At 69.0% G+C, this 19,470-nt stretch carries 17 protein-coding genes; 7 read left to right on the top strand and 10 right to left on the bottom strand.

What is annotated here, in order from left to right:
* Positions 1-80: 80 nt before the first annotated feature.
* Complete coding sequence (locus SGFS_RS34295) at positions 81-2,450, bottom strand: right-handed parallel beta-helix repeat-containing protein (protein ID WP_286256061.1); 2,370 nt, start codon at positions 2,448-2,450, stop codon at positions 81-83.
* Positions 2,451-2,556: 106 nt separating this feature from the next.
* Between SGFS_RS34295 and SGFS_RS34290 the strand changes: the two genes are divergently transcribed.
* Positions 2,557-3,006, top strand: coding sequence for a nucleoside deaminase (locus SGFS_RS34290; RefSeq protein WP_286256060.1), 450 nt, complete (start codon positions 2,557-2,559; stop codon positions 3,004-3,006).
* Positions 2,999-3,991 carry an isopenicillin N synthase family dioxygenase gene (locus SGFS_RS34285; RefSeq protein WP_286256059.1) on the top strand — a complete coding sequence of 331 codons (993 nt, stop codon included), beginning with the start codon at positions 2,999-3,001 and terminating at the stop codon, positions 3,989-3,991. The genes SGFS_RS34290 and SGFS_RS34285 overlap by 8 nt, the downstream gene beginning before the upstream one ends.
* Before the next feature lie 123 nt (positions 3,992-4,114).
* Here SGFS_RS34285 and SGFS_RS34280 read toward each other — a convergent pair whose 3' ends face one another.
* Positions 4,115-4,501, bottom strand: coding sequence for a peptidase inhibitor family I36 protein (locus SGFS_RS34280; RefSeq protein WP_286256058.1), 387 nt, complete (start codon positions 4,499-4,501; stop codon positions 4,115-4,117).
* A gap of 133 nt (positions 4,502-4,634) precedes the next feature.
* Positions 4,635-5,369, bottom strand: coding sequence for a helix-turn-helix domain-containing protein (locus SGFS_RS34275; RefSeq protein WP_286256057.1), 735 nt, complete (start codon positions 5,367-5,369; stop codon positions 4,635-4,637).
* A gap of 280 nt (positions 5,370-5,649) precedes the next feature.
* Here SGFS_RS34275 and SGFS_RS34270 point away from each other — a divergent pair, with 280 nt between their 5' ends.
* The 5 genes from SGFS_RS34270 (at position 5,650) to SGFS_RS34255 (ending at position 10,433) form a co-directional block, all read left to right on the top strand.
* Positions 5,650-6,420, top strand: coding sequence for a hypothetical protein (locus SGFS_RS34270; protein WP_286256056.1), 771 nt, complete (start codon positions 5,650-5,652; stop codon positions 6,418-6,420).
* Positions 6,413-6,835, top strand: coding sequence for a GntR family transcriptional regulator (locus SGFS_RS34265; protein ID WP_286256055.1), 423 nt, complete (start codon positions 6,413-6,415; stop codon positions 6,833-6,835). Before SGFS_RS34270 ends, SGFS_RS34265 begins: the two co-directional genes overlap by 8 nt.
* A 42-nt stretch (positions 6,836-6,877) precedes the next feature.
* Positions 6,878-6,982: a DUF397 domain-containing protein gene (locus SGFS_RS51525; protein ID WP_350284039.1), complete on the top strand. Its 105-nt coding sequence runs from the start codon at positions 6,878-6,880 to the stop codon at positions 6,980-6,982.
* 73 nt (positions 6,983-7,055) lie between these two features.
* A complete protein-coding gene (locus tag SGFS_RS34260) occupies positions 7,056-7,892 on the top strand; it encodes a hypothetical protein (protein ID WP_286256054.1) in 837 nt (278 codons plus the stop codon).
* A gap of 150 nt (positions 7,893-8,042) precedes the next feature.
* Positions 8,043-10,433 (top strand): DNA/RNA non-specific endonuclease, encoded by a 2,391-nt coding sequence (locus tag SGFS_RS34255; RefSeq protein WP_286256052.1) that lies wholly within the window; start codon positions 8,043-8,045, stop codon positions 10,431-10,433.
* Positions 10,434-10,512: 79 nt separating this feature from the next.
* Here the strand turns inward: SGFS_RS34255 and ccsB are convergent, their stop codons facing one another.
* From ccsB to hemL, 7 genes are all read right to left on the bottom strand, one after another.
* On the bottom strand, positions 10,513-11,604 hold the full coding sequence (gene ccsB, locus SGFS_RS34250; protein ID WP_286256050.1) for a c-type cytochrome biogenesis protein CcsB: 1,092 nt from the start codon (positions 11,602-11,604) through the stop codon (positions 10,513-10,515).
* 11 nt (positions 11,605-11,615) lie between these two features.
* Complete coding sequence (gene resB / locus SGFS_RS34245) at positions 11,616-13,340, bottom strand: cytochrome c biogenesis protein ResB (protein WP_286256049.1); 1,725 nt, start codon at positions 13,338-13,340, stop codon at positions 11,616-11,618.
* Between the two features lie 3 nt (positions 13,341-13,343).
* Positions 13,344-14,102: a cytochrome c biogenesis CcdA family protein gene (locus SGFS_RS34240; protein WP_434028227.1), complete on the bottom strand. Its 759-nt coding sequence runs from the start codon at positions 14,100-14,102 to the stop codon at positions 13,344-13,346.
* Positions 14,103-14,136: 34 nt separating this feature from the next.
* Complete coding sequence (locus SGFS_RS34235; RefSeq protein WP_286256045.1) at positions 14,137-14,739, bottom strand: TlpA family protein disulfide reductase; 603 nt, start codon at positions 14,737-14,739, stop codon at positions 14,137-14,139.
* Between the two features lie 66 nt (positions 14,740-14,805).
* Complete coding sequence (locus tag SGFS_RS34230; protein ID WP_286256044.1) at positions 14,806-16,074, bottom strand: polysaccharide deacetylase family protein; 1,269 nt, start codon at positions 16,072-16,074, stop codon at positions 14,806-14,808.
* A 345-nt stretch (positions 16,075-16,419) separates the two neighbouring features.
* Positions 16,420-17,094, bottom strand: coding sequence for a histidine phosphatase family protein (locus SGFS_RS34225; protein ID WP_286256042.1), 675 nt, complete (start codon positions 17,092-17,094; stop codon positions 16,420-16,422).
* Complete coding sequence (hemL, locus tag SGFS_RS34220) at positions 17,091-18,410, bottom strand: glutamate-1-semialdehyde 2,1-aminomutase (RefSeq protein ID WP_286256041.1); 1,320 nt, start codon at positions 18,408-18,410, stop codon at positions 17,091-17,093. The genes SGFS_RS34225 and hemL overlap by 4 nt, the downstream gene beginning before the upstream one ends.
* Positions 18,411-19,470 lie beyond the last annotated feature (1,060 nt).

Genomic DNA, 19,470 nt, shown 5'->3' with positions numbered 1-19,470 from the left:
GAACATCGCCGCCATGCGTGACTGGATGGCCGGGGAGCCGCCCCGGTGAAGGCACCGGGGCGGCGGGTCCGTCCGGGCGGTCAGCGGCCGGCCAGCGCCCCGATCCGTCCCCCGCCCGTCCCCGCCGTGTTCAGCGGGCTCGTGCGGGTCGGCCGCAGGAACGCCCCGTGGCGTGGGGTGCCGTCGCGGTGGCGGGCGAAGGACTCCGGCGGGGTGAGTGAGCGGAAGTCGGCGGTCGTCGCGGTGGTCGTGCCGTCGGAGTTCACGGCGTGATCGCCGTCGAAGAGGACGTTCGTGTCGTTCACGTCTCCGGAGAGGAAGTCCCGCACCGGATGGGCGCCCCCGGGGCCGTCCGCCGTGCGGAACGAGAGGTTGTCGCGGTAGACGCCCTGCTGCTCCGCCGTGAAGTACGGGTTGAAGCGGGCGATGTAGTTGAACCGCTTGTTGTCGAAGGACGTGTTGCGGGTCAGCGTCATCCGGCCCGGGTTGAAGTTGTCCGTGAAACCGTCGAGGTTGTTGTCGAAGGCGATGTTCCGACGGACCACGTGGTCGACGGGCAGGCCCTCGCCGCCGAGCTTGAAGCCGCTGCCCCGGTTGCTGTCCTCGTCGTAGCCGTTGCTGAGGCGGCCGTTGGCGTAGGCGATGTTGTCCACGAGGGTGATCGGCAGGTTGGCGCCCTCGTTGGTGCGGTTGTAGAGGTCCCAGCCGTCGTCGATGTTGTGGTGGGCGATGTTGCCCCGGAAGACGTTGCCCGCGCCCACGCCGAGCTTGGCGGCGAAGCCGTCGGCGTTCTCGTCGTCGATGTCCCGGTTGTCGTGGGACTCGTTGCCCTGGACGAGGTTGTACGACGGCCACATCGCCGGGTCCGTGCCGCTGCCGGTGATCTGGAAGCCGGTGTTGCCGTTGTAGTTGAACAGCATCCGCTGGACCTTGTTGTGGCTGCCGCTGACGCGCATGGCGTTGGCCGCCGCGTGCGTGATGTGGAAGCCCTTCACCCGCCAGTGGTCGGCGTCCAGGCGCAGCACCACTTCGAGCGCGTCGCGTCCGTCGACGACGACCTGCTCGTTCCGGTACGGCTTCAGCGTCTTGGGCTTCCCGGGCAGACCGCTGTACGCGGCGCTCACGTTGAGCGTGCCGGTCGGCTGGTACGTCCCGCCGTGCATCAGCACCTTGCCGCCGGGGGCCACGTACTTGAGGGCCGTGGCGAGGTCCACGGGGTCGGCGGCCGTACCGGTGGCGGCGGCCGTGCCGCTGGGCGAGGTGTGGATGACGGAACCGTCGCCGCGCGGGCCGTACGGCTTCCTGGTGACCTTAAGCGACTTGCTCACCGGGGCGCCGCTGCCGGTGCCGTCGTCCGGCGTGAAGGTGAGCTTGAACTCCGCCTCGTCGGAGGCGAGTTGGACGAGGTGGCTGAACACCTTGTTCGCCTTGACCCGCCCCTCGGCGACCCGCTCACCGGCGGCGTCGGCGACAGTGATGACGCCGTCGTGGTTGGGGCGCGCCCGCAGCGTGTAGTCGCGGGTGCTGGTCTCGGCCGGGGAGAGCAGGGCCAGGGCGGGCGCCACGGGGGTCGTCTGGACCGGCGTACGCGGCTGGGTGTGCGCCTCGCTCAGCTCCAGGCGGGCGTTGGCGAAGCTGACCTTGGCGTTGCGGGCGGCGTAGAACCCGACGTACATGTGGTCGGGGTCGATGTCCTGGACCCAGTCGGCGCCGGCCACGCGCTGCTCGAAGGTCGCGGGCTCACCGGCGTGTGTGAAGGTCGCCGACATCACGAACTCGGTGTCGGTGCGCTCCAGCCGCAGGCTGACCGGGGTGCCGGTGGGCAGCGCGTACTTCGAGTCCTTGGTGAAGGGGGTGGCTTTGAGGGCGCCGCCCGGATTGCCGTACGGCTTGACGACACCCGTGCGGCTGAAGCCGCTCACACCCTGCTTCATCATGCCCGCGCCGAAGATGTCGGAGGCGGCGGGCACCTCCTCGAAGCCGAGGACCATCGGGTCCTGGCGGGGTGCGCCGTTCACGTCCCGCACCATGATCCCCGCGCTGTCGGCGGAGTTGACGGCGGCGCCGGTCTCCGGCCCGAACTGCTCGACGGTCATGTCGGCGGTGAGGACGAAGTTGTCCGTCTTCGGGTTGAGGGCGGTCTGGTAGAAGGTGATTCCGTCGTGGCCGGGGGCGAGCTTGCCACCACGGCTCTCCAGCACGATGCGGCCGTCGAGGGTGCCGGGGTGGTCGGGCCTCGCGTAGTTGGTGCCGACCTTCTCGGGCAGCACGTTGGAGGCGAAGTTGAGGTCGGTGGACTGTCCGAAGGTGATGGCCGACCAGGTGAGGTCGGATGCGGCCGTGTTCTCGGCCACGGCCGACGGGGCGGCCACCAGGGTCGCCGTCACGGTCACCGCCGCGGTGGTCAGCGCGACGAGCCGAGCCGTTAACGGCATAGCGATGCGTCTCATGGTCAACTTTCGTTCGGGGGCCGCCGTTCGGCCCTGGATCCCCCCTCCCGAGTCGGCGGTTTTCCCCCTCCCCGCCGATACGAAGATCAGACTAGAGGGTGTGAATGTGGATCGGACAACAGCACGGGCATGGCTGGCCACCGCCCTGGCCGAGGCCCGCGCCGGCCTCGCCGAGGGCGGCATCCCCATCGGCGCCGCCCTCTACGGCCCGGACGGCACACTCCTCGGGCGCGGTCACAACCGCCGCGTCCAGGACGGCGACCCGTCGACGCACGCCGAGACGGCCGCGTTCCGCGCGGCGGGCCGGCAGCGTACGTATCGGGGTACGACGATGGTGACGACGCTGTCTCCCTGCTGGTACTGCTCCGGGCTGGTCCGGCAGTTCGGCATCTCCCGGGTGGTCGTCGGCGAGGCGACCACGTTCCACGGGGGCCACGACTGGCTGGCGGAGCACGGCGTGGAGATCGTGCTGCTGGACGACGTGGAGTGCGTGGCCCTGATGCGCGACTTCATCGAAAAGCACCCGGCCCTATGGAACGAGGACATCGGTGACTGACCCCGTGACGACGCCCGAGACCCCCGCCCCCCGTATCCCGACCATCGACCTGCGCCCCTGGCGCGACGGCGACCCGGGCGCCAGGGCCGCCATCGCCCGCACTGTCGACGACGCCCTCCAGACCGCCGGTTTCCTTCTCGTCACCGGCCACGGCGTCGACCCCACGCTCCGCACCCGCATCCGCGAGGCGGCCCGCGCCTTCTTCCTGCTCTCCGTCCCGGCCAAGCAGGCGTACGAGGTGAAGGTCGGCGGGCGCGGCTGGCTCGGCCCGGGCGCCGAGGCGAACGGCTACTCGGAGGGTACGGAGACCCCGCCCGACCTCAAGGAGTCCCTGACCTTCGCGACGCACGAGCCGTTCGACGATCCGGCGGTGAACGCGGAGTGGTACGCCCCGAACGTCTGGCCGTCCGAGGTCCCCGAACTGCGCACGCTCTGCGAGGAGTACCTGGCGCGCATGGGCGAGCTGGAGAACGAACTCCTCTCCCTCCTCGGCGAGGCGCTCGGCCTGGAACCGGACTTCTTCTCCCGCCACATGAGCCACCCCACCTACGGCTTCAACATCAACTGGTACCCGGGTACCGAGGTCATCGGCGACCCGGTCCCCGGCCAGTTCCGTATCGGCCCGCACACCGACTTCGGCACGGTCACGATCCTCGACCGCCAGGCCGGCAAGGGCGGACTCCAGGTGTTCACGGACGAGGGTGGCTGGGAGGACGCCCCGTACGACCCCGAGGCCTTCACCATCAACATCGGCGACCTGATGTCCCGCTGGACCGGCGCCCGCTGGCGCTCCGGCCGCCACCGCGTCCTCCCGCCCCCGGCCGACGAACCCACCGAGGAGCTGATGTCGCTGGTCTACTTCGGCGAGTGCACCCCGGGCACGGTCGTGGAGTCGGTGCCCGCGCCGGTGGGGCGGGTGGCGTACCCGGCGGTGGACTCGCATGTGTATCTGCGGGAGAAGCTGGACTCGATCACGGTGGGGTGACCGTCCCCGTCGAGCCCGGTTCTTGTCGCATCACGCGGTGCCCGCTCGGACGGGAGGGCCGGACACGCCCGGCCCTCCCGTCCGTCAACAGGCCCTGAACTCAGCAGCCCCCGTCACACCCCGTCAACAGGCCTGGACGGAGGTGACCTTCTCGCCGATGCTCGCGCTGATGGGCCCGGTGTACGAGTCCTGGATGCGGGTCAGCAGGCCCTCGTAGCCCATGTAGTCGTACAGGCACCAGGCGTCGCCGGAGATGTTCTTCACCGAGTGGACGTTGTTGTCGAGCACACCGCCGCCCACGCCTCCGAGGTCGTACACCCCGTCCCGCATCTCGAGGCGGGAGCCGGTCCCGCCCGCGCCCGAGTAGATGCAGAAGGACCACTCGCCGCATTCCCAGGCGGCCGGAGCCCCGGCCTGGGCCGCCACGGTGGAGGAGGCGCTGAAGAGCGAGCAGGCGGTGATCGCCACTGCCGCCAGTGTCCGGGAGAGCTTGGATCGCTTCGACGTCATCACGACTGTTCCTTTCATCCCGTTCCATGCGGTGTTGTTTCCCGCACCAGCAGATTCGCCGGGGACCGGCCTCGATGGGCGGACATGGCGTCAACTCGCCACCGCTTGAACGGACAACAGGACGGCGGCCCGGTCACACCCAGCCCCGCTCCGCCGCGCGCGCTCCCGCCTGGAACCGGTTCACCGCACCGAGCATCCCCAGCAGGTCGGCCACCCTGCGGGTGTACGTGCGGCCCGACAGCCCGAGCCGGGCGGCGGCGACGTCGTCGGTCACACCGGACAGCAGGCACTCCAGAACTCCCGCCAGATACTCCGGCGGCCCGCCCGGTGCCTGCGCGGCCGCACCCTCCCCGACGCTCCACCAGGACCGATGGGCCCGCACCAGGGCCCGTACGACGACGGGGTCCCTGATGATCAGCATCCCGTTTCGATAGACCTCCAGGTCGAGCGGAATGACGGCGACCGTACGGTCCATGACCCCGAGCCGGAACGGGATGCGATCCGAGAGCCTCGTGCTCCCGGCGAACCGGATCACCCCCGGCCTCTCGTCGTACGTCGCCCCCTTCCGCGTCGACAACTGCCGCACCTCGGGCGCCCGGCGGTACGCGCTCTCGGCACACTCGGCCACCTGCACGAGCCTCCGCTCGGACACCCCCTGCACGACACAGCCGGACGGGTCGTCGAACGTGAGTAACTCCCGCCGCACCGACGCCACCAGCCGCGCGACGACCGCGCCCACTCGCTCCGGTCGAACGCACTGCGCGGGCGGCCGGACCCCCTGCCGCGCCAGCCGCGCCGAGCGGTCCAGCACCTCCTTCACCCTGTCCCGCTGCCGCCGAGCATCGCATCTGCCTCGTTCCGCACTCATCGCAACTCCCAGTCGCCCGCCAGAAATCCATACGCAAAGTACGCGATCACATACGGAACGTGACAGTTGCGAAAGTGGCAAAAGGGAGTGAGCGGCGACACCCGTACGGCCGCCGTGCCCCGCGCGACAACCGCGCGCCGACCGAAGCGAGCCTGCTCGGAGGCAGGTTTGGCTTGTATCGAGCGTTTGACACAAGATCCCGCCCAGGGCATCTTGTACCCACACTTGTACCCACTGCTTGATACAAAACTGCTGATGCAAGATCTGGGGGGATCTCCGCATGCTCGACACCGTCCCGCTCCAGGCCCGGTTCCTCGACCACGCCGACCACTACGCCCGTTGGACCGGTCTGGCCGTGGGCGTGATGGCCGCGCAGCATCTGATCGCCATGGACAGCGACGACATCACGATGCCGCTGGTGTTCGCCATCACCGCGTTCGGTCTGTGCGCGGTGGGGGGTGTGCTGCTCGGGGACGCCCTGACCCTGCGTCCCCAGGAAGCGGTACGGACCGCCAGCCTCGCCCCGCGTCTGGTCCGGGACCATGTGCCGCCCCGTATGGCGCCCCTGGTCCTCCTACAGGCGGTGGCCCTCGTCACCCTGCTGCTGATCAGCGCCGTCACAGCCTCCTACGGCACCGACGGCAACGGCATACGCCAGGCAGGGCGGGTCGTCACCATCACCTGTGAGGGCATGCGCACCTCCCTCGGCCCCTGGCCCGGCCCGCACTACAGCGGGCCGATGTTCCTGGCCCTCGCGATCGGCGCCCCCGCCTGCGCCTGGGCCCTGCGCCGCATCGCCCACGGCCCGGGCGAGGACCAGCAGCGCCGCGACCGCGCCTGGGCGATCACCGGCGCATGGGGCCTGCTGGTGTCGAGCCAGGTGATGCTGGTCGTGCTGATGATGTCCGTCGCCCTCACCGAGAACGCGTGCGCCGGCCGACTGGGCGCCCTCGCCCTCCTGGTGGCCTACCCCCTGGGCCTGCTGAGCCTGTTCACCTTCGGCTGGTCCCTGGTCACCGTCGTGGCACCCCGGGCCGTCGACGATGAGTGAACCCGCCGTCCGCGTCGACACCACCAGCCAAGTACCGCCGTACGAGCAGATCCGCGCCCAGCTCGCCGCGCTGATCCTCTCCGGCCGGCTGACCGAGGGCGAACGGCTGCCGACCGTACGCCAGCTCGCCGCCGATCTCGGCCTCGCCCCCGGCACCGTGGCCCGCGCCTACCGCGAGCTGGAGGCCGCCGAGCTGATCCGCACCCGCCGGGGCGCGGGCACCCGGGTCGCGGCGCTCCCCTCCGATCCGAAGGGCCACGACCCGGTCCAACTCGCCACCCTCGCTCGTGACTTCACCTCGGCCGCCCGCGCCCTCGGCGTCGGCACGGAAGCGATCCTGGCCGCCGTCCACGAGGCCCTGGCCCCGGAGGCCCGTCAGCGGGCGACCTCCTCCGGTGGCTCCAGCACCGCGTAGTCCCCGAAGCTCCGGCGGTGACGCACGCGCCCTGTCTCCCGCGTGTGTCTGCGCTGCCACTCCTCCAAGAACCCTGACGGCCCGGTACTGCTCATCAACCGCTCCACCTGGGCCTCTTTCATCACGGGTATCCGATCACTCCCGTAACCAAACAGCCAATCCCCACCCCACTCCGAAGCAACTCCCCCTCCCTCACCGGCTGCTGATAATCACAGCAGCTATGACAACGGCACCCCCACAGACCGAAACCACGCTCGCGGCACTGCTGATACCCACGCACCCCGACGAACTCCCCTTCGTCATGCTGGCGAAGGCGCTGGACGGGGGCGAGGGCGAGGTGCTACGGGAGCTGCGGGCAACGGCGCGACAGGGCCATACCCCGGTGGCGTTGCTCGACGGGTCGGGGCCGGGGTTCCACGAGGCACTGCTGAGCGTCGCCGAGCAGTTCGCGGCACCGGCGCCCGGCGGCACCGGCCGGCTCACCTTCCCGCGCCTGACCTGCGGCCTCCTCGCCGTGGCGTCCGGCGGCTGGAACGGCCGCGATCCGGGGCGCATCCGGTCGGAGACGCAACGCATCCTGCGGCTGAGCGACGCGCGTGCCCGGCCTCCCGGTTCGGCGGGCCGGTGGTGCGGCAGGCTCGCGGCCCGGCTGATGTCGTCGCTGCCGGACTCGGGCCCGGTGGTGGTCGAAGTGCTCGTGGAGGCGTCGCTGGAGGCGTACAGCGAGGGCATGTCGTCGCCGTACCGTCGCCTCCGCAGGGGTGCCGTCTGGTACCGCGACCACCCGAACGCCGACGGCAACCCGAAGCTCGGCCTGATCCATCTCTCCCGGCACTACGGAACACCCGTGTCCGCAGCGGCACGGGCGCACGCCGAGCACCACCTCGTACGGGCACTGCTGGCGGACGTGGCGGACGCGTACTCGGCGTCCTCGGGGGTCGTGCCACGCGCCCACAGGGCCGACCGCCCACTGCTCCTGATCGACAACGCGCGGGCACCGGCCGCCCGACGCCTCCTGCAGTCGGTCCTCCACGACCGCGCCGATCAAACGGACTGAACGGTCACTCGCGCCGGTGGCCGGCGGTTCGGCCCGATGGGGCAGGACCGGTTGCCCCGGGTACTGCCCCGCTCGGTCTGGCGGGGCCGGTCGCGGCGGCGTAGTCATGGTGCGCCGTTGTCGTAGAAGCGTGAGGGCGGGGCTGGACCAGTGCGTGATCACGGGCAGAAGTCGAAGGACGCCACCGAGCCGGGCCTCGGCGCCCTGAGCCACAGATCTCCTGGGGACGACTCCGGCGCGCGTGCCGTGGCGCAGTCGGGTGTACAGGCCGCGCGCGAGGGTCTGACGATGTCCCCCGGAATGGTTCTGGCTCTGCAGCGCAGCATCGGCAACGCCGCCGTCGTCCAGCTGCTGCGTGGGGCCGGGCACCAGGGAACTGGGGAACAACGGCCTGAGCACGCCGCCGGCTGCGGCCATGACCACTCCGAGCCGGCCCCTGTCCAGCGTTCGCCCGTGCTGGACGTCCTGCGCTCCCCCGGCCGCAGACTCGCCCCCGAGCTCCGGGCCACCGTCGAAACCGGCATGAACGCTCCCCGGGGTTCCCTGGATCACGCCGAGGTCATCGACGGCCCCAAGGGCATAGCCGCCGCACGAGCGGTCGGTGCCATCGCGTTCACGTCGCGAAACAAGATCGTCGGCGATATCTCCAACCGTGAAACCGCCATCCACGAAGCCATCCACGTCCTCCAGCAGAGCCACGGGCCCGTCTCCGGCACGGACCGGGGCGACGGGATGGCCGTCAGCGACCCCGGCGACCGCTTCGAACGCGAAGCCGCGACCGAAGCCCGCCGCATCAACAACATGCCGAACCGCCCCACCGCCCCCGAACCCGCCCACGAGCCCGCCGCTCCGACGGCACCACACGCGCACGACCATCACGCGGACGCGATGCCGGTCCAGCGCCAATTCACCCAGAAAGTCGCGCCAGAGGTCGCGACCCCGGCCGAGGCGATCAAAGCCGCTACCGGGGTGCCGAAGAACCAACAGGGACTTCCGGGGCAAAAAAAACACCCGATGGGCAATATTGCCCGCCCGGAACAGGTGAGCGCGCTGATCGAACAGAAAACGATCCGTCAGGACGGGCGGGATAAAAGTGGAATATTGGGCGCAGTCACCGAGATGGCGCGTGCCGAGGAGTGGATTCTCCAGGGCACCGACCTGAAGAAATTCTATGACGGCGGGCACCTGATCGGCGACCAGTTGATCGGGAACGTCAGCGAGGGTTCTTTCCACTACTTCAATGTGGCACCGCAGATCTCACCGTACAACACACCGGAATACAACCAAATCGAAGCCGGGGTGAGGGCCCAGGTCGAGGACAAGGCCAACCCGAAGAAAATGCATATGCAGGTCACGCTCGGCTATCAGCCCGACTACACGGTGACGATCCAGGACCTGCTTGACCGCAGAGTCCTTCCGCCGGACCGGCTATACCCGGACAAGAGTAAAACAATTACCATTCCCCGGCGCGTACCGAATACCTGGGATGTGAAAATCGAGCCTGCCGCATCGGACTCCACATCCAAGCCTTCACCTATATTCGGAGGATGGATCGAGAAGGGCCCTACGCCCAGTACGGAATCTCCCACCCTGGGAAAGCCCTTCACTTTGCAGGTCAACGAGGCTCCGAACAGGGCAATGAAGGAGATCAAAGCCAAGCAGTGGACCCCGTCTCGGGAAATCAAACGAGAGGATCTGCACTCGATCATCACCCAGAATTTCGGCACCCTCAAAAGCGAAGTACAGATCGACGTTTTTCTCCACCAGCAGAATGCGAGGACACGGGTGATCATGGAGGCGGCTATGAATTTGATCCAGAAGCTTGCCGCCGTGACCAACGAAATGACCGGACTCCTGGATCCCACAGTGACACGGAATGAGGTGGGGGCGATGAATGTCGCAGTAACGGAGCACATTGCGAAGGCGGGACAAACAACAACGCCACCCCATGAAGCGATATTTCATTTGATGAACGCCGACGGCTGGATCAGAGAAATAAGCGAACTTATTGAATACACGAAGGGAGAGCAGGGCCGCAAATACCTCTGGCCGCTGAGCACCCGGGCCATATTGGACAACCAGCCCAACGCGCAAAGCGAGTATTCCGAAAAGTACGAAGAGGCTGCGATGAAAGGCTTCGACAGCGACGCAGGGTACAGCAATTTCGTCGACTTCTTCGATTGGGAGACGCACGACCCTGCACATCAGATGCTCGTCATCTCCGCGACGGTCCCACCCGCCCACGTAATGCCCGGACGGTTGTTGCGGATTCTCCCCGACCAGCCCTACATCGTGGTGGTCGACCACGTCACCGAAGACCGCACGCCGGACGGCTCGTCTAGTGGCATCTGGCGGGTTCGGTACAGGGATATCGGTACCAACGGTCTGGGAGGAGCGAGGATGGACCTGCCATATGTCAGAGAGGAGGAGATGGGAGGCGACGCAAGCTCATCCTCTTCTTCTTCCTCTTCGTCGTCCTCTTCGTCGTCCTCGTCGAGCTGGCCCTTCGCTTTCCTCCGGAATGACGTAGGTCGTCACTGACAGCACGCCCCTGGCGCGGGCCAGGGGCGTCCGTCGGCGGGGGAAACCCGCCCCGTTGATCACACGGCTTGTCCGGACCTCAGACCCCGGCGTACGAGTGCTTGCCGCTGACGAAGATGTTGACGCCGTAGTAGTTGAACAGCCAGCAGGCGAAGGCGACGAGTGCGATGTACGCGGCCTTGCGGCCCTTCCAGCCGGCGGTGGCGCGGGCGTGGAGGTAGCAGGCGTAGGCGACCCAGGTGATGAAGGCCCAGGTCTCCTTGGGGTCCCAGCCCCAGTAGCGGCCCCACGCGTCGCCCGCCCAGATCGCGCCCGCGATGATCGTGAACGTCCACAGCGGGAAGACGGCGGCGTTGACGCGGTACGAGAACTTGTCGAGGGAGGCGGACGCGGGCAGCCGCTCCATCACCGAGGTCGCGAACCGGCCGGGCTTGCCGCCGCTCGCCAGCTTGCTCTCGTAGGAGTCCTTGAAGAGGTACAGGATCGTGCCGACCGCGCCCACGTAGAAGACCGCGCCGCAGAGGATCGCCGTCGAGACGTGGATGTACAGCCAGTACGAGTGGAGGGCGGGGACCAACTGGTCGCTGGCGGTGTACAGGACGGTCACGGCGATGCCGAGATCGAGCAGGACCGTCGTGATCAGGAACAGCCCGAGCCAGCGCACGTTCTTCTTCAGCGCGAGCAGCGCGAGGTACACGCCGACGGCGACCGTGGAGAAGGTGATGTTGAACTCGTACATGTTGCCCCACGGCGCCCGCTCCACCGACAGAGCGCGCGTGAGCACACCACCGAACTCGATGGCGAAGGCGAGCACGGTCAGGGACACGGCGATACGGCCGTAGAGGTCGCCCTGCTCGTCGCCACCGTGGGCGCCGGGCCCGTCCGGCACGTCCCGCGCGCCGGCGGCGGCCCGCACGACGACCTCGGGCCGCTCCGGCCGCTCCAGCACGGCGGTGGCACCGCCGGCCTTCTGCACGGTCACGGCGGGCGCCGCCTTCTTGGCCTGGTCGGCGGTGAGCGCGGCGGCCGTCCGGCCCACCTTGCTGCGGCTGCCGAAGAGCCATTCGGCGATGTACGCGAAGAAGGCCAGCGTGTAGACGGCCATCGCGGAGTAGATCAGCGTGTTGCTGAGGTTCGCGAGGTTCTCGTTGGTCGCGGCAGCGAGATTCACGGCGGCGAGAGTCACTTCTTCTCGGCCCCTTCGGTCTGGGAGTCTGCGTCGGCTGCGGCGGGCTCGGACTCGGGCTCGTCGGCGGGTTTCGGATCGGCGGCGGTAGGGGCCTCGTCGTGGATCACCGCGGCCAGGTCGCCCAGCTCCTCCGGCACCTTCGCCGACTCGCTGCGGCCCAGCCCCGCCATCTCCACGACCGTGATGCCGTCGGGCCCGGTGGTCGCGCGGACCCACACGCGGCGGCGCTGGATGAACAGGGAGGCCGCGAGGCCCCCGATCGCGCCGATCGCCCCGCCGAGCGCCCAGCCGCTGCCGGGCTGTTGGGTGACCTGGAAACCGGCCCACTCCTTGACGCCGTCGAAGGTGATCGTGCCTGCGCCGTTCGGCAGCTTCATGGACTCGCCCGGGTTCAGGTTCTCCCGCACCTGCGCGCCCTTGGAGTCCTTGAACGCCTTCAGCTTCGACTTGTCGAGCTGGTACACGCTCTGCGGGAGGCCCGCGTTGACCCGGAGGTCACCGTGGTACGGCGTCAGGTTCAGCACCGGGTTCACCAGCGCCGGGAACTGCGAGACGACGGCCGTGCCCTCACCGCCGTACGTCGGCAGGAAGAAGGCCTGGATGCCGAGCTGGTCCCACTTGCCCTTGGCGTCGCGGTAGCCGTCCATGACCTTGATCGCGCCGGTGGAGGTGACGTTGGAGTCCAGCGGCAGCAGGGGCACGGCGTCCTCGAAGACGACCTTGCCCCGGCCGTCCCTGACGGTGATCACGGGGGCGTAGCCGTGGCTGACGAGATAGACCTTGGAGTCGTCGATCTCCAGCGGCTCGTTCACCTTGACGGTGGTCGACCGCTCCTTGCCGTCGGCGCCGACGGCGTAGGTGAGGGCGGCCTCGAAGGTGCGCGGGGTGCCCTTGTTCGGGCCGCTCGCCTCGTACGTCCCCGTGAAGCTCTTCAGATCGAAGCTGAACGGGTTGAGGTCCTCGGCGGTGAAGAGGCTGCCCGACTTGAAGTCGTCGTACTGGGGCAGGACGTTGGCGAAGCCGTCGCCCTCGACGATCAGCTTGTTGCCCTCGGACCTGAACAACTGGCCCCAGGCGAAGGCGACCAGCATCACGATCAGGGCGATGTGGAAGACGAGGTTGCCGGCCTCCCGTACGTACCCCTTCTCGGCGGCGACCGCGTCCCCGACGACATGGGCGCGGAAGCGGCGTTTCTTCAGCGCCTTCAGGGCGAGTTCGCGGACCTGCTCGGGGTCGGCCTCGGTGCGCCAGGTCGCATACGCGGGCAGCCGGGTCAGACGGCGGGGCGCGCCCGGCGGACGGCCGCGCAACTGCCCGACGAACTGCCAGGTGCGGGGCACGATGCAGCCGATGAGCGAGACGAACAGCAGGATGTAGATCGCCGAGAACCACACCGAGCTGTAGACGTGGAACAGCCCGAGCTTGTCGTAGATCGGCCCCAGCGTGTCGTGCCGCTGCATGAAGTCGACGACCTGGCTCGCGTCCTGGCCGGACTGCGGGATGAGCGAGCCGGGGATCGCCGCGAGCGACAGCATGAAGAGCAGGAGCAGCGCCACGCGCATGGAGGTCAGCTGCCGCCAGAACCAGCGGGCCCAGCCGATCGCGCCCAGCGCGGGCAGATTGGGGGCCTCCTCCTGCGGCGCGGTGGACAACTGCGCCCCGGCGGCCCCGAGGTCACTCTCCTCGGCCGGGCCGGACTTGGTCTCGGTGTCGCTCATGAATCAGATCCCCGGGGAGAAGCTGCTGGACCAGACCTGCATCTCCTGAACGATGCGGGCCCAGGCGCCGGTCAGCATGAGCAGACCGATCGTGATCATCATGCCGCCGCCGATGCGCATCACCCACGCGTAGTGCCGCTTGACCCAGGCGAAGGCGCCGAGCGCCTTGCGGAAGGCCACCGCGGCGAGCACGAAGGGCACGCCCAGTCCCAGACAGTACGCCACCATCAGCAGGGCCCCGCGACCGGCGCTCGCCTCCGACAGGGCCAGGCCGTTGACCGTGGCGAGGGTCGGGCCGATGCAGGGCACCCAGCCGATCCCGAAGAGCGCGCCCAGTATGGGGGCGCCCACGAGACCGGTGGCCGGCTTGGTGTGGAAGCGGAACTCGCGCTGGGTGAGCCAGGGCATCAGCCCCATGAAGAAGAGGCCCATCAGGATCATGAGTACGCCGAGCACCTTGGACAGCGTGTCCTGATGCTCCAGCAGGTTCCGGCCGAAGTACCCGAAGAGCGCCCCGCCGGAGACGAACACGGCGGTGAACCCGAGCACGAAGAGACTGGCCCCGGCGACCATCCGACCCCGCCGGGCGTCGGCCAGGTCCGTGCCGCTCACCCCGGTGACGTACGACAGATAGCCGGGCACGAGCGGCAGTACGCACGGTGAGAAGAAGGAGACGAGTCCGCCGAGGACGGCGATCGGCACCGCGAGCAGCAGGGCCCCGCCGGCGACGGTGTCGGTGAGGTCGGCGGCGGTGGTCAGCACGGCGGTCGTGGCCGGCGCGGTCGTTCCCGGCACGTCACTTCTCCGCGAGGATCGGCTTGATCATCTTGCGCAGCTGTTCCTCGGTGAGCGGCTTCATCATCCGCGCCGCGAGCTTGCCCTCCCGGTCGATGACAAGGGTGGTGGGGACGGCCTGCGGGTTGAGCGTGCCCGCCTCGAAGCGGAGCAGCAGCTTGCCGGTCGGGTCGTAGAGACTCGGGTACGGGATCTTGTACTCGTTCTCGAACTCCTGCGGCAGGCGTGTGCTGCCGTCGCGGGTGTTGATGCCGACGAACTGCACCCCGTCGTCGGCCAGGTCCTCGGAGACCTTCTTGAAGTTGACCGCCTCGGCGCGACACGGCGGGCACCAGGAGCCCCACACGTTGAGGACGACGATCTTGCCCTTGTAGGCGGCGGACACGTCCAGCTGCTTGCCGTCGATGGTCTCGCCGGCGAGCTTCGGGGCGGCGTCACGCTCGCCCTTCTTCACCCTCGCCACACCGTCCGAGCCGCTGACGAAGCCCGTACCGCCTCCGCCTCCTTGGATGCCCCCACCCGCACACGCGGACAGGGAGAGGGCCAGGGCGCCTGCCCCGGCGGCGAGCAAAACGGCACGACTACGGCTCGTACGGACACTCATGTGAAAAGTTTCGCATGCCTGTTCCGGCACTCTCGGGCACCCCCCTCAAAGGGGCAAAACCCCATTTCAGGCGGCGAGGAACTCCTTCCAGCCACCTGTCGGCTGCTGCCCGACGCCCAGGGTGCGGAGCTTCTCCAGCACCTCCGGCTTCTGCACGTCCAGCCAGTCCACGAACTGCCGGAAGGAGACGATCCGTATGTCGGCGTTCTTGTCCTTCTCCTTCTCCGCCGCGATGTGCTTGATGGCGTTCTCGACGGCGTCCATGTAGATCCCGCCGTTCCACTCCTCGAAGTGGTTGCCGATGAACAGGGGCGCCCGGTTCGTCTCGTACGCGCGCTTGAACCCCGCGATGTAGGCCCCCGAGGCCTGCTCGCGCCAGGCCGGGTAGTTGGCGGGCGGCGCCTGGGTGGAGTTCTGCGACTGGTTGAACATGATGTTGTAGTCCATGGAGAGGACCTCGAAGCCGCGGCCCGGGAAGGGTATGGACTGCAGCGGCAGGTCCCACACCTTCTCCTTCTTCTGCGGCCAGACCTGGTTGCCGCCGGGCGAGGAGGCGTCGTAGCGCCAGCCGAGCTCGCGGGCGGTGGGCAGCAGGTTGTCCTGGCCGAGCAGACAGGGCGTACGCCCGCCGATCAGCTCCTTGTCGTAGTCGAACGGCAGCGGCTTCACATCCGTCCAGCCGCTGTTCGTCCTCCACTCCTTCACGAAGGCCTTGGCCTGGTCGATCTCGCTGCGCCACTGCTTGGGCGTCCAGTTGGCGCCCGAGCCGAAGCCCTCGCCGCAGAAGTGCCCGTTGAAGTGGGTGCCTATCTCGTGGCCGTCGAGCCAGGCGGTGCGCACATGGCCGAGGGTCGACTTGATGTGCTCGTCCGTCAGATAACCGATGTCGGAGGCGCCGGGCGCGTTGTTCGGCGGGAGGTAGGTGCGCTTCTTCGACTCGGGGAGGAGGTATATCCCGGAGAGGAAGAAGGTCATGGCGGCGTCGTGGTCGCGGCCGAGCTTCAGGAACCTCTCGAAGAGGCCGTTGCCCACGTCTCCGGCCCCGTCCCAGGAGAACACCACGAACTGCGGCGGGGTCTCGCCGGGCTCCAACGGCTTCGGCTTGTCGGGCTGGTTGGGCTGCTTGCCGGTGTCGGACGTCGACCCGTCGCCGATCAGCTTCGCCTTCGGCTTCGGGGGCTTCTTGTCCCCGCCGGACCCCGAGCCGCCGGAACCTCCGGAGCCGCCGGAGCCGCCCGATCCGCCGAGCGTGCCGCAGCCGGTCAGCCCGAGCGCGGCGGTCGCGCCAGCGCCGACACCGAGCCCGATCATTCCCCTTCGTGACAGTTCGCGCATTACAGCCCCCTACGTCAGATCTCGCATCTCTTGCTGTGAAGACACCGTTTTAGAGGCGCGGAGAAACGCAGGGGTTCCGCCGATCTTGCACATATTCAAGAGACTTTGACTGAATACGCTCGACTGCTCCTACTCCTACGCCTTGTGACGGGGCGTGCGCCCACGGAGCGGGCGTAGGTAATGAGCATGACGAGCGAGCGTACGGCTGTGGAGAGGGGCGTACGGAGGAGACGGTTCCTGTTGATCTAGCGGTGGGTCAAGAAGGGCGCGGGGAACTGCGCGACCAGCCACGGCCGAACACGCAGTTTCCCGACAACCTCAGTGACCCGGCACCAAGCGCAGCGCTCAGGCGCCGAAGGCCTTGTCCTGGCCCTTGACCGGCCTGGCTCCGGCCCGAAGGTGGGCCGGTACGAGATCGATCGCCGGCTCGGCGTACCCGACGGACACGATCTTGTCGCCCTGGTACGTGAACGTCGTCAGCGAGGCGAGCGTGCACTGCCGCCGCCGCGGGTCGTGCCAGAGCCGACGCCGCTCGACGTACGACCGCACGATCCAGATCGGCAGCTGGTGGGAGACGAGCACGGCCTCGTGACCGCGCGCCGCGTCCTTGGCGGCGTCGAGCGCCCCCATCATCCGGACGACCTGGTCGACGTACGGCTCGCCCCAGGACGGCTTGAACGGGTTGACCAGGTGCTTCCAGTTCTCGGGCCGCTTCAGCGCGCCGTCGCCGACGCCGAAGGTCTTGCCCTGGAAGACGTTGTCGGCCTCGATGAGGCGGGCGTCGGTGGCGAGGTCCAGCCCGTGCGCCTTGGCGATCGGGGTCGCCGTCTCCTGCGCCCGCTCCAGCGGGGAGGCCACGACGTGGGTGACGTCGCGGGGGGCGAGGTGATCGGCAACGCGGTCGGCCATGCGCCGCCCGAGCTCGGAGAGGTGGTAGCCGGCGAGGCGGCCGTAGAGGACGCCCGTCGGGTTGGCGACCTCACCGTGCCGCATCAGGTGGACGACCGTGATGTCACTCATGCTGCCGTAGCCTCCGCTGCTGCCCGGGCCGCCGCCGGAAGGGCGTCGGCGATGCGCTGAACCGCCTGCTCGTCGTGTGCCGTCGACACGAACCACGACTCGAAGGACGACGGCGGCAGATAGACGCCCTGCGACAGCATCGAGTGGAAGAAGGCGTTGAAGCGGAACGATTCCTGCTTCTTGGCGTCCTCGTAGTTCCGCACGGGGGTGTCCGTGAAGAACACCGAGAACATGTTGGAGGCGTTCTGCAGCGTGTGCGCGACGCCTTCCTTGGTGAGCGCGTCGGTGACGAGCCCCTGGATCCGGAGGGACACGGCATCGACGACGTCGTACGCCGCGTCGTCGAGCAGCCGCAGCTGCGCGAGCCCGGCGGCCGTGGCGACCGGGTTCCCGGAGAGGGTGCCGGCCTGGTAGACGGGCCCGGCGGGCGCGAGGTGCGCCATGACGTCGGCGCGACCGCCGAACGCGGCGGCGGGGAAGCCACCGCCCATGACCTTGCCGAAGGTGAAGAGATCGGGGACGACGCCGTCGATCCCGAACCAGCCGGCCTTGCTGGTCCTGAAGCCCGTCATGACCTCGTCGGAGATGAACAGCGCGCCGTTGTCGGCGGCGAGGTCCTTCAGCCCCTGGTTGAAGCCGGGCAGCGGCGGGACGACGCCCATGTTGCCGGGCGAGGCCTCGGTGATCACACAGGCGATCTCGCCGGGGTGGGCGGCGAAGGCGGCGCGTACGGCGTCGAGGTCGTTGTAGGGCAGGACGACGGTGTCGCCGGCCTGTGCGCCGGTGACGCCCGGGGTGTCGGGCAGCGCGAAGGTGGCGAGGCCCGACCCGGCGGCGGCGAGCAGCGAGTCGACGTGCCCGTGGTAGCACCCGGCGAACTTGATCACCTTGCTGCGGCCGGTGAAGCCGCGGGCGAGCCGGATGGCCGACATGGTCGCCTCGGTCCCGCTGGACACGAGCCGCACCTGCTCCAGCGGCCCGACCCGGTCGACCATCTCCTCGGCGAGCGCGACCTCGCCCTCACCGGGCGTACCGAAGGAGGTGCCGCGCGAGACGGCGTCCTGAACGGCGGCGATGACCTCGGGACGGGAGTGCCCGAGGATCATGGGCCCCCACGAACACACGAGATCGACGTACTCACGACCGTCGGCGTCGGTGAGATAAGGACCGGTACCGGACACCATGAACCGGGGCGTACCGCCCACGGCGCGGAAGGCGCGCACCGGAGAGTTCACGCCGCCGGGCGTGACGGCCGCCGCGCGCTCGAAAAGAGTCTGCGAAACTGGGGCTTCGTACGGATAGCTCACACAGGCCATGGTGTCAGAGGCTCCGAAGATCCTGCCGACTGGTGTTTCAACGCACGTTTCGGCGGGCGTCCGCAGGGGAGGTCACTGACACGATGATCGGGTTGCGCGGCCGGTGCCACGCGTCCCAGAAATGCGTTCGGGTGGAGATATGCATCGCGGTGGCGGACTGGGCGAGGGGACCGGTGACCTCGGTCCTCGCCGTGCCCGGCGGGGAAGGCACCGACGCGACGCGGAGGAGACGGCGGAGACGACTCGGCAGGAACGGGCAGGTGGGTCCGGGGGGTCGTCGAGCGGATCTGGGTCTGGTGGGTCTGGTTCTGGCGGCTCCGGTGGGTCCGGTGGCCCTGGTGGGTCTGGCGGCCCCGGTGGTGTGAGTGCGGCGGTGTCGGTCGTGCCCGGGGTGAGTGGGCCCGGGCAGAGTGGTCCCGCAGGTCCCGGTGGAGACGCCGACCCCAGTGGTACCGCGGGTCCCGTGGGGCCCGCGGGACCCGTGCGCGGTCTGGGGCCGCTGGGTTCTCTGGGGTCGCTCGGATCGCGGGGCGCGCAGGGACCGCAGTCGCCGGCGGGCTCGGGGTCGGGGGCGGAGCCGCCCGCGGGCGCGCAAGGGTCGTCGGGGTCACAGCCCCCGTACGCTCCGCACGGCCAGCAGGGCGTGTACGGTCCGCAGGGTGCACACGGCACATACGAGACTGAGACCCATGACGGGCAGAGCGCGCCCGGTGGCTCCCGCGGGCGGAACGGTTCGAACGATCCGCAGCAGGAGAGACCGCTGGGTTCGCGCTTCTCGCGTCTCCGACGCGGTTCGCAGAGCGGCGCCGACCGCCTCGAGAGCGGTTCTGGCCGCGCCGAGAGCGGTGCTGACCGTGTCGACGGCGGGCCCGGTCGTGTCGACAGCGGTTCTGGTCGTGTCGACGGCGGGCCCGGTCGTATCGAAGGCGGTCCTGGTCGTATCGATGGCGGTCCCGGTCGCGTCGACAGCGGTTCCGGTCGTATCGATGGCGGTTCCGATCGGCCTGCGAGCGGTTCGGACCGGCCGGGGAACGGTTCCGACCGACCCGGGAACGGCGGT

It is taken from the genome of Streptomyces graminofaciens (genome assembly GCF_030294945.1).
Classification (GTDB): Bacteria; Actinomycetota; Actinomycetes; order Streptomycetales; family Streptomycetaceae; genus Streptomyces; species Streptomyces graminofaciens.
The sequence above is the reverse complement of the archived record's forward strand: the minus strand, read 5'-3'. Positions and strand labels throughout refer to the sequence as shown.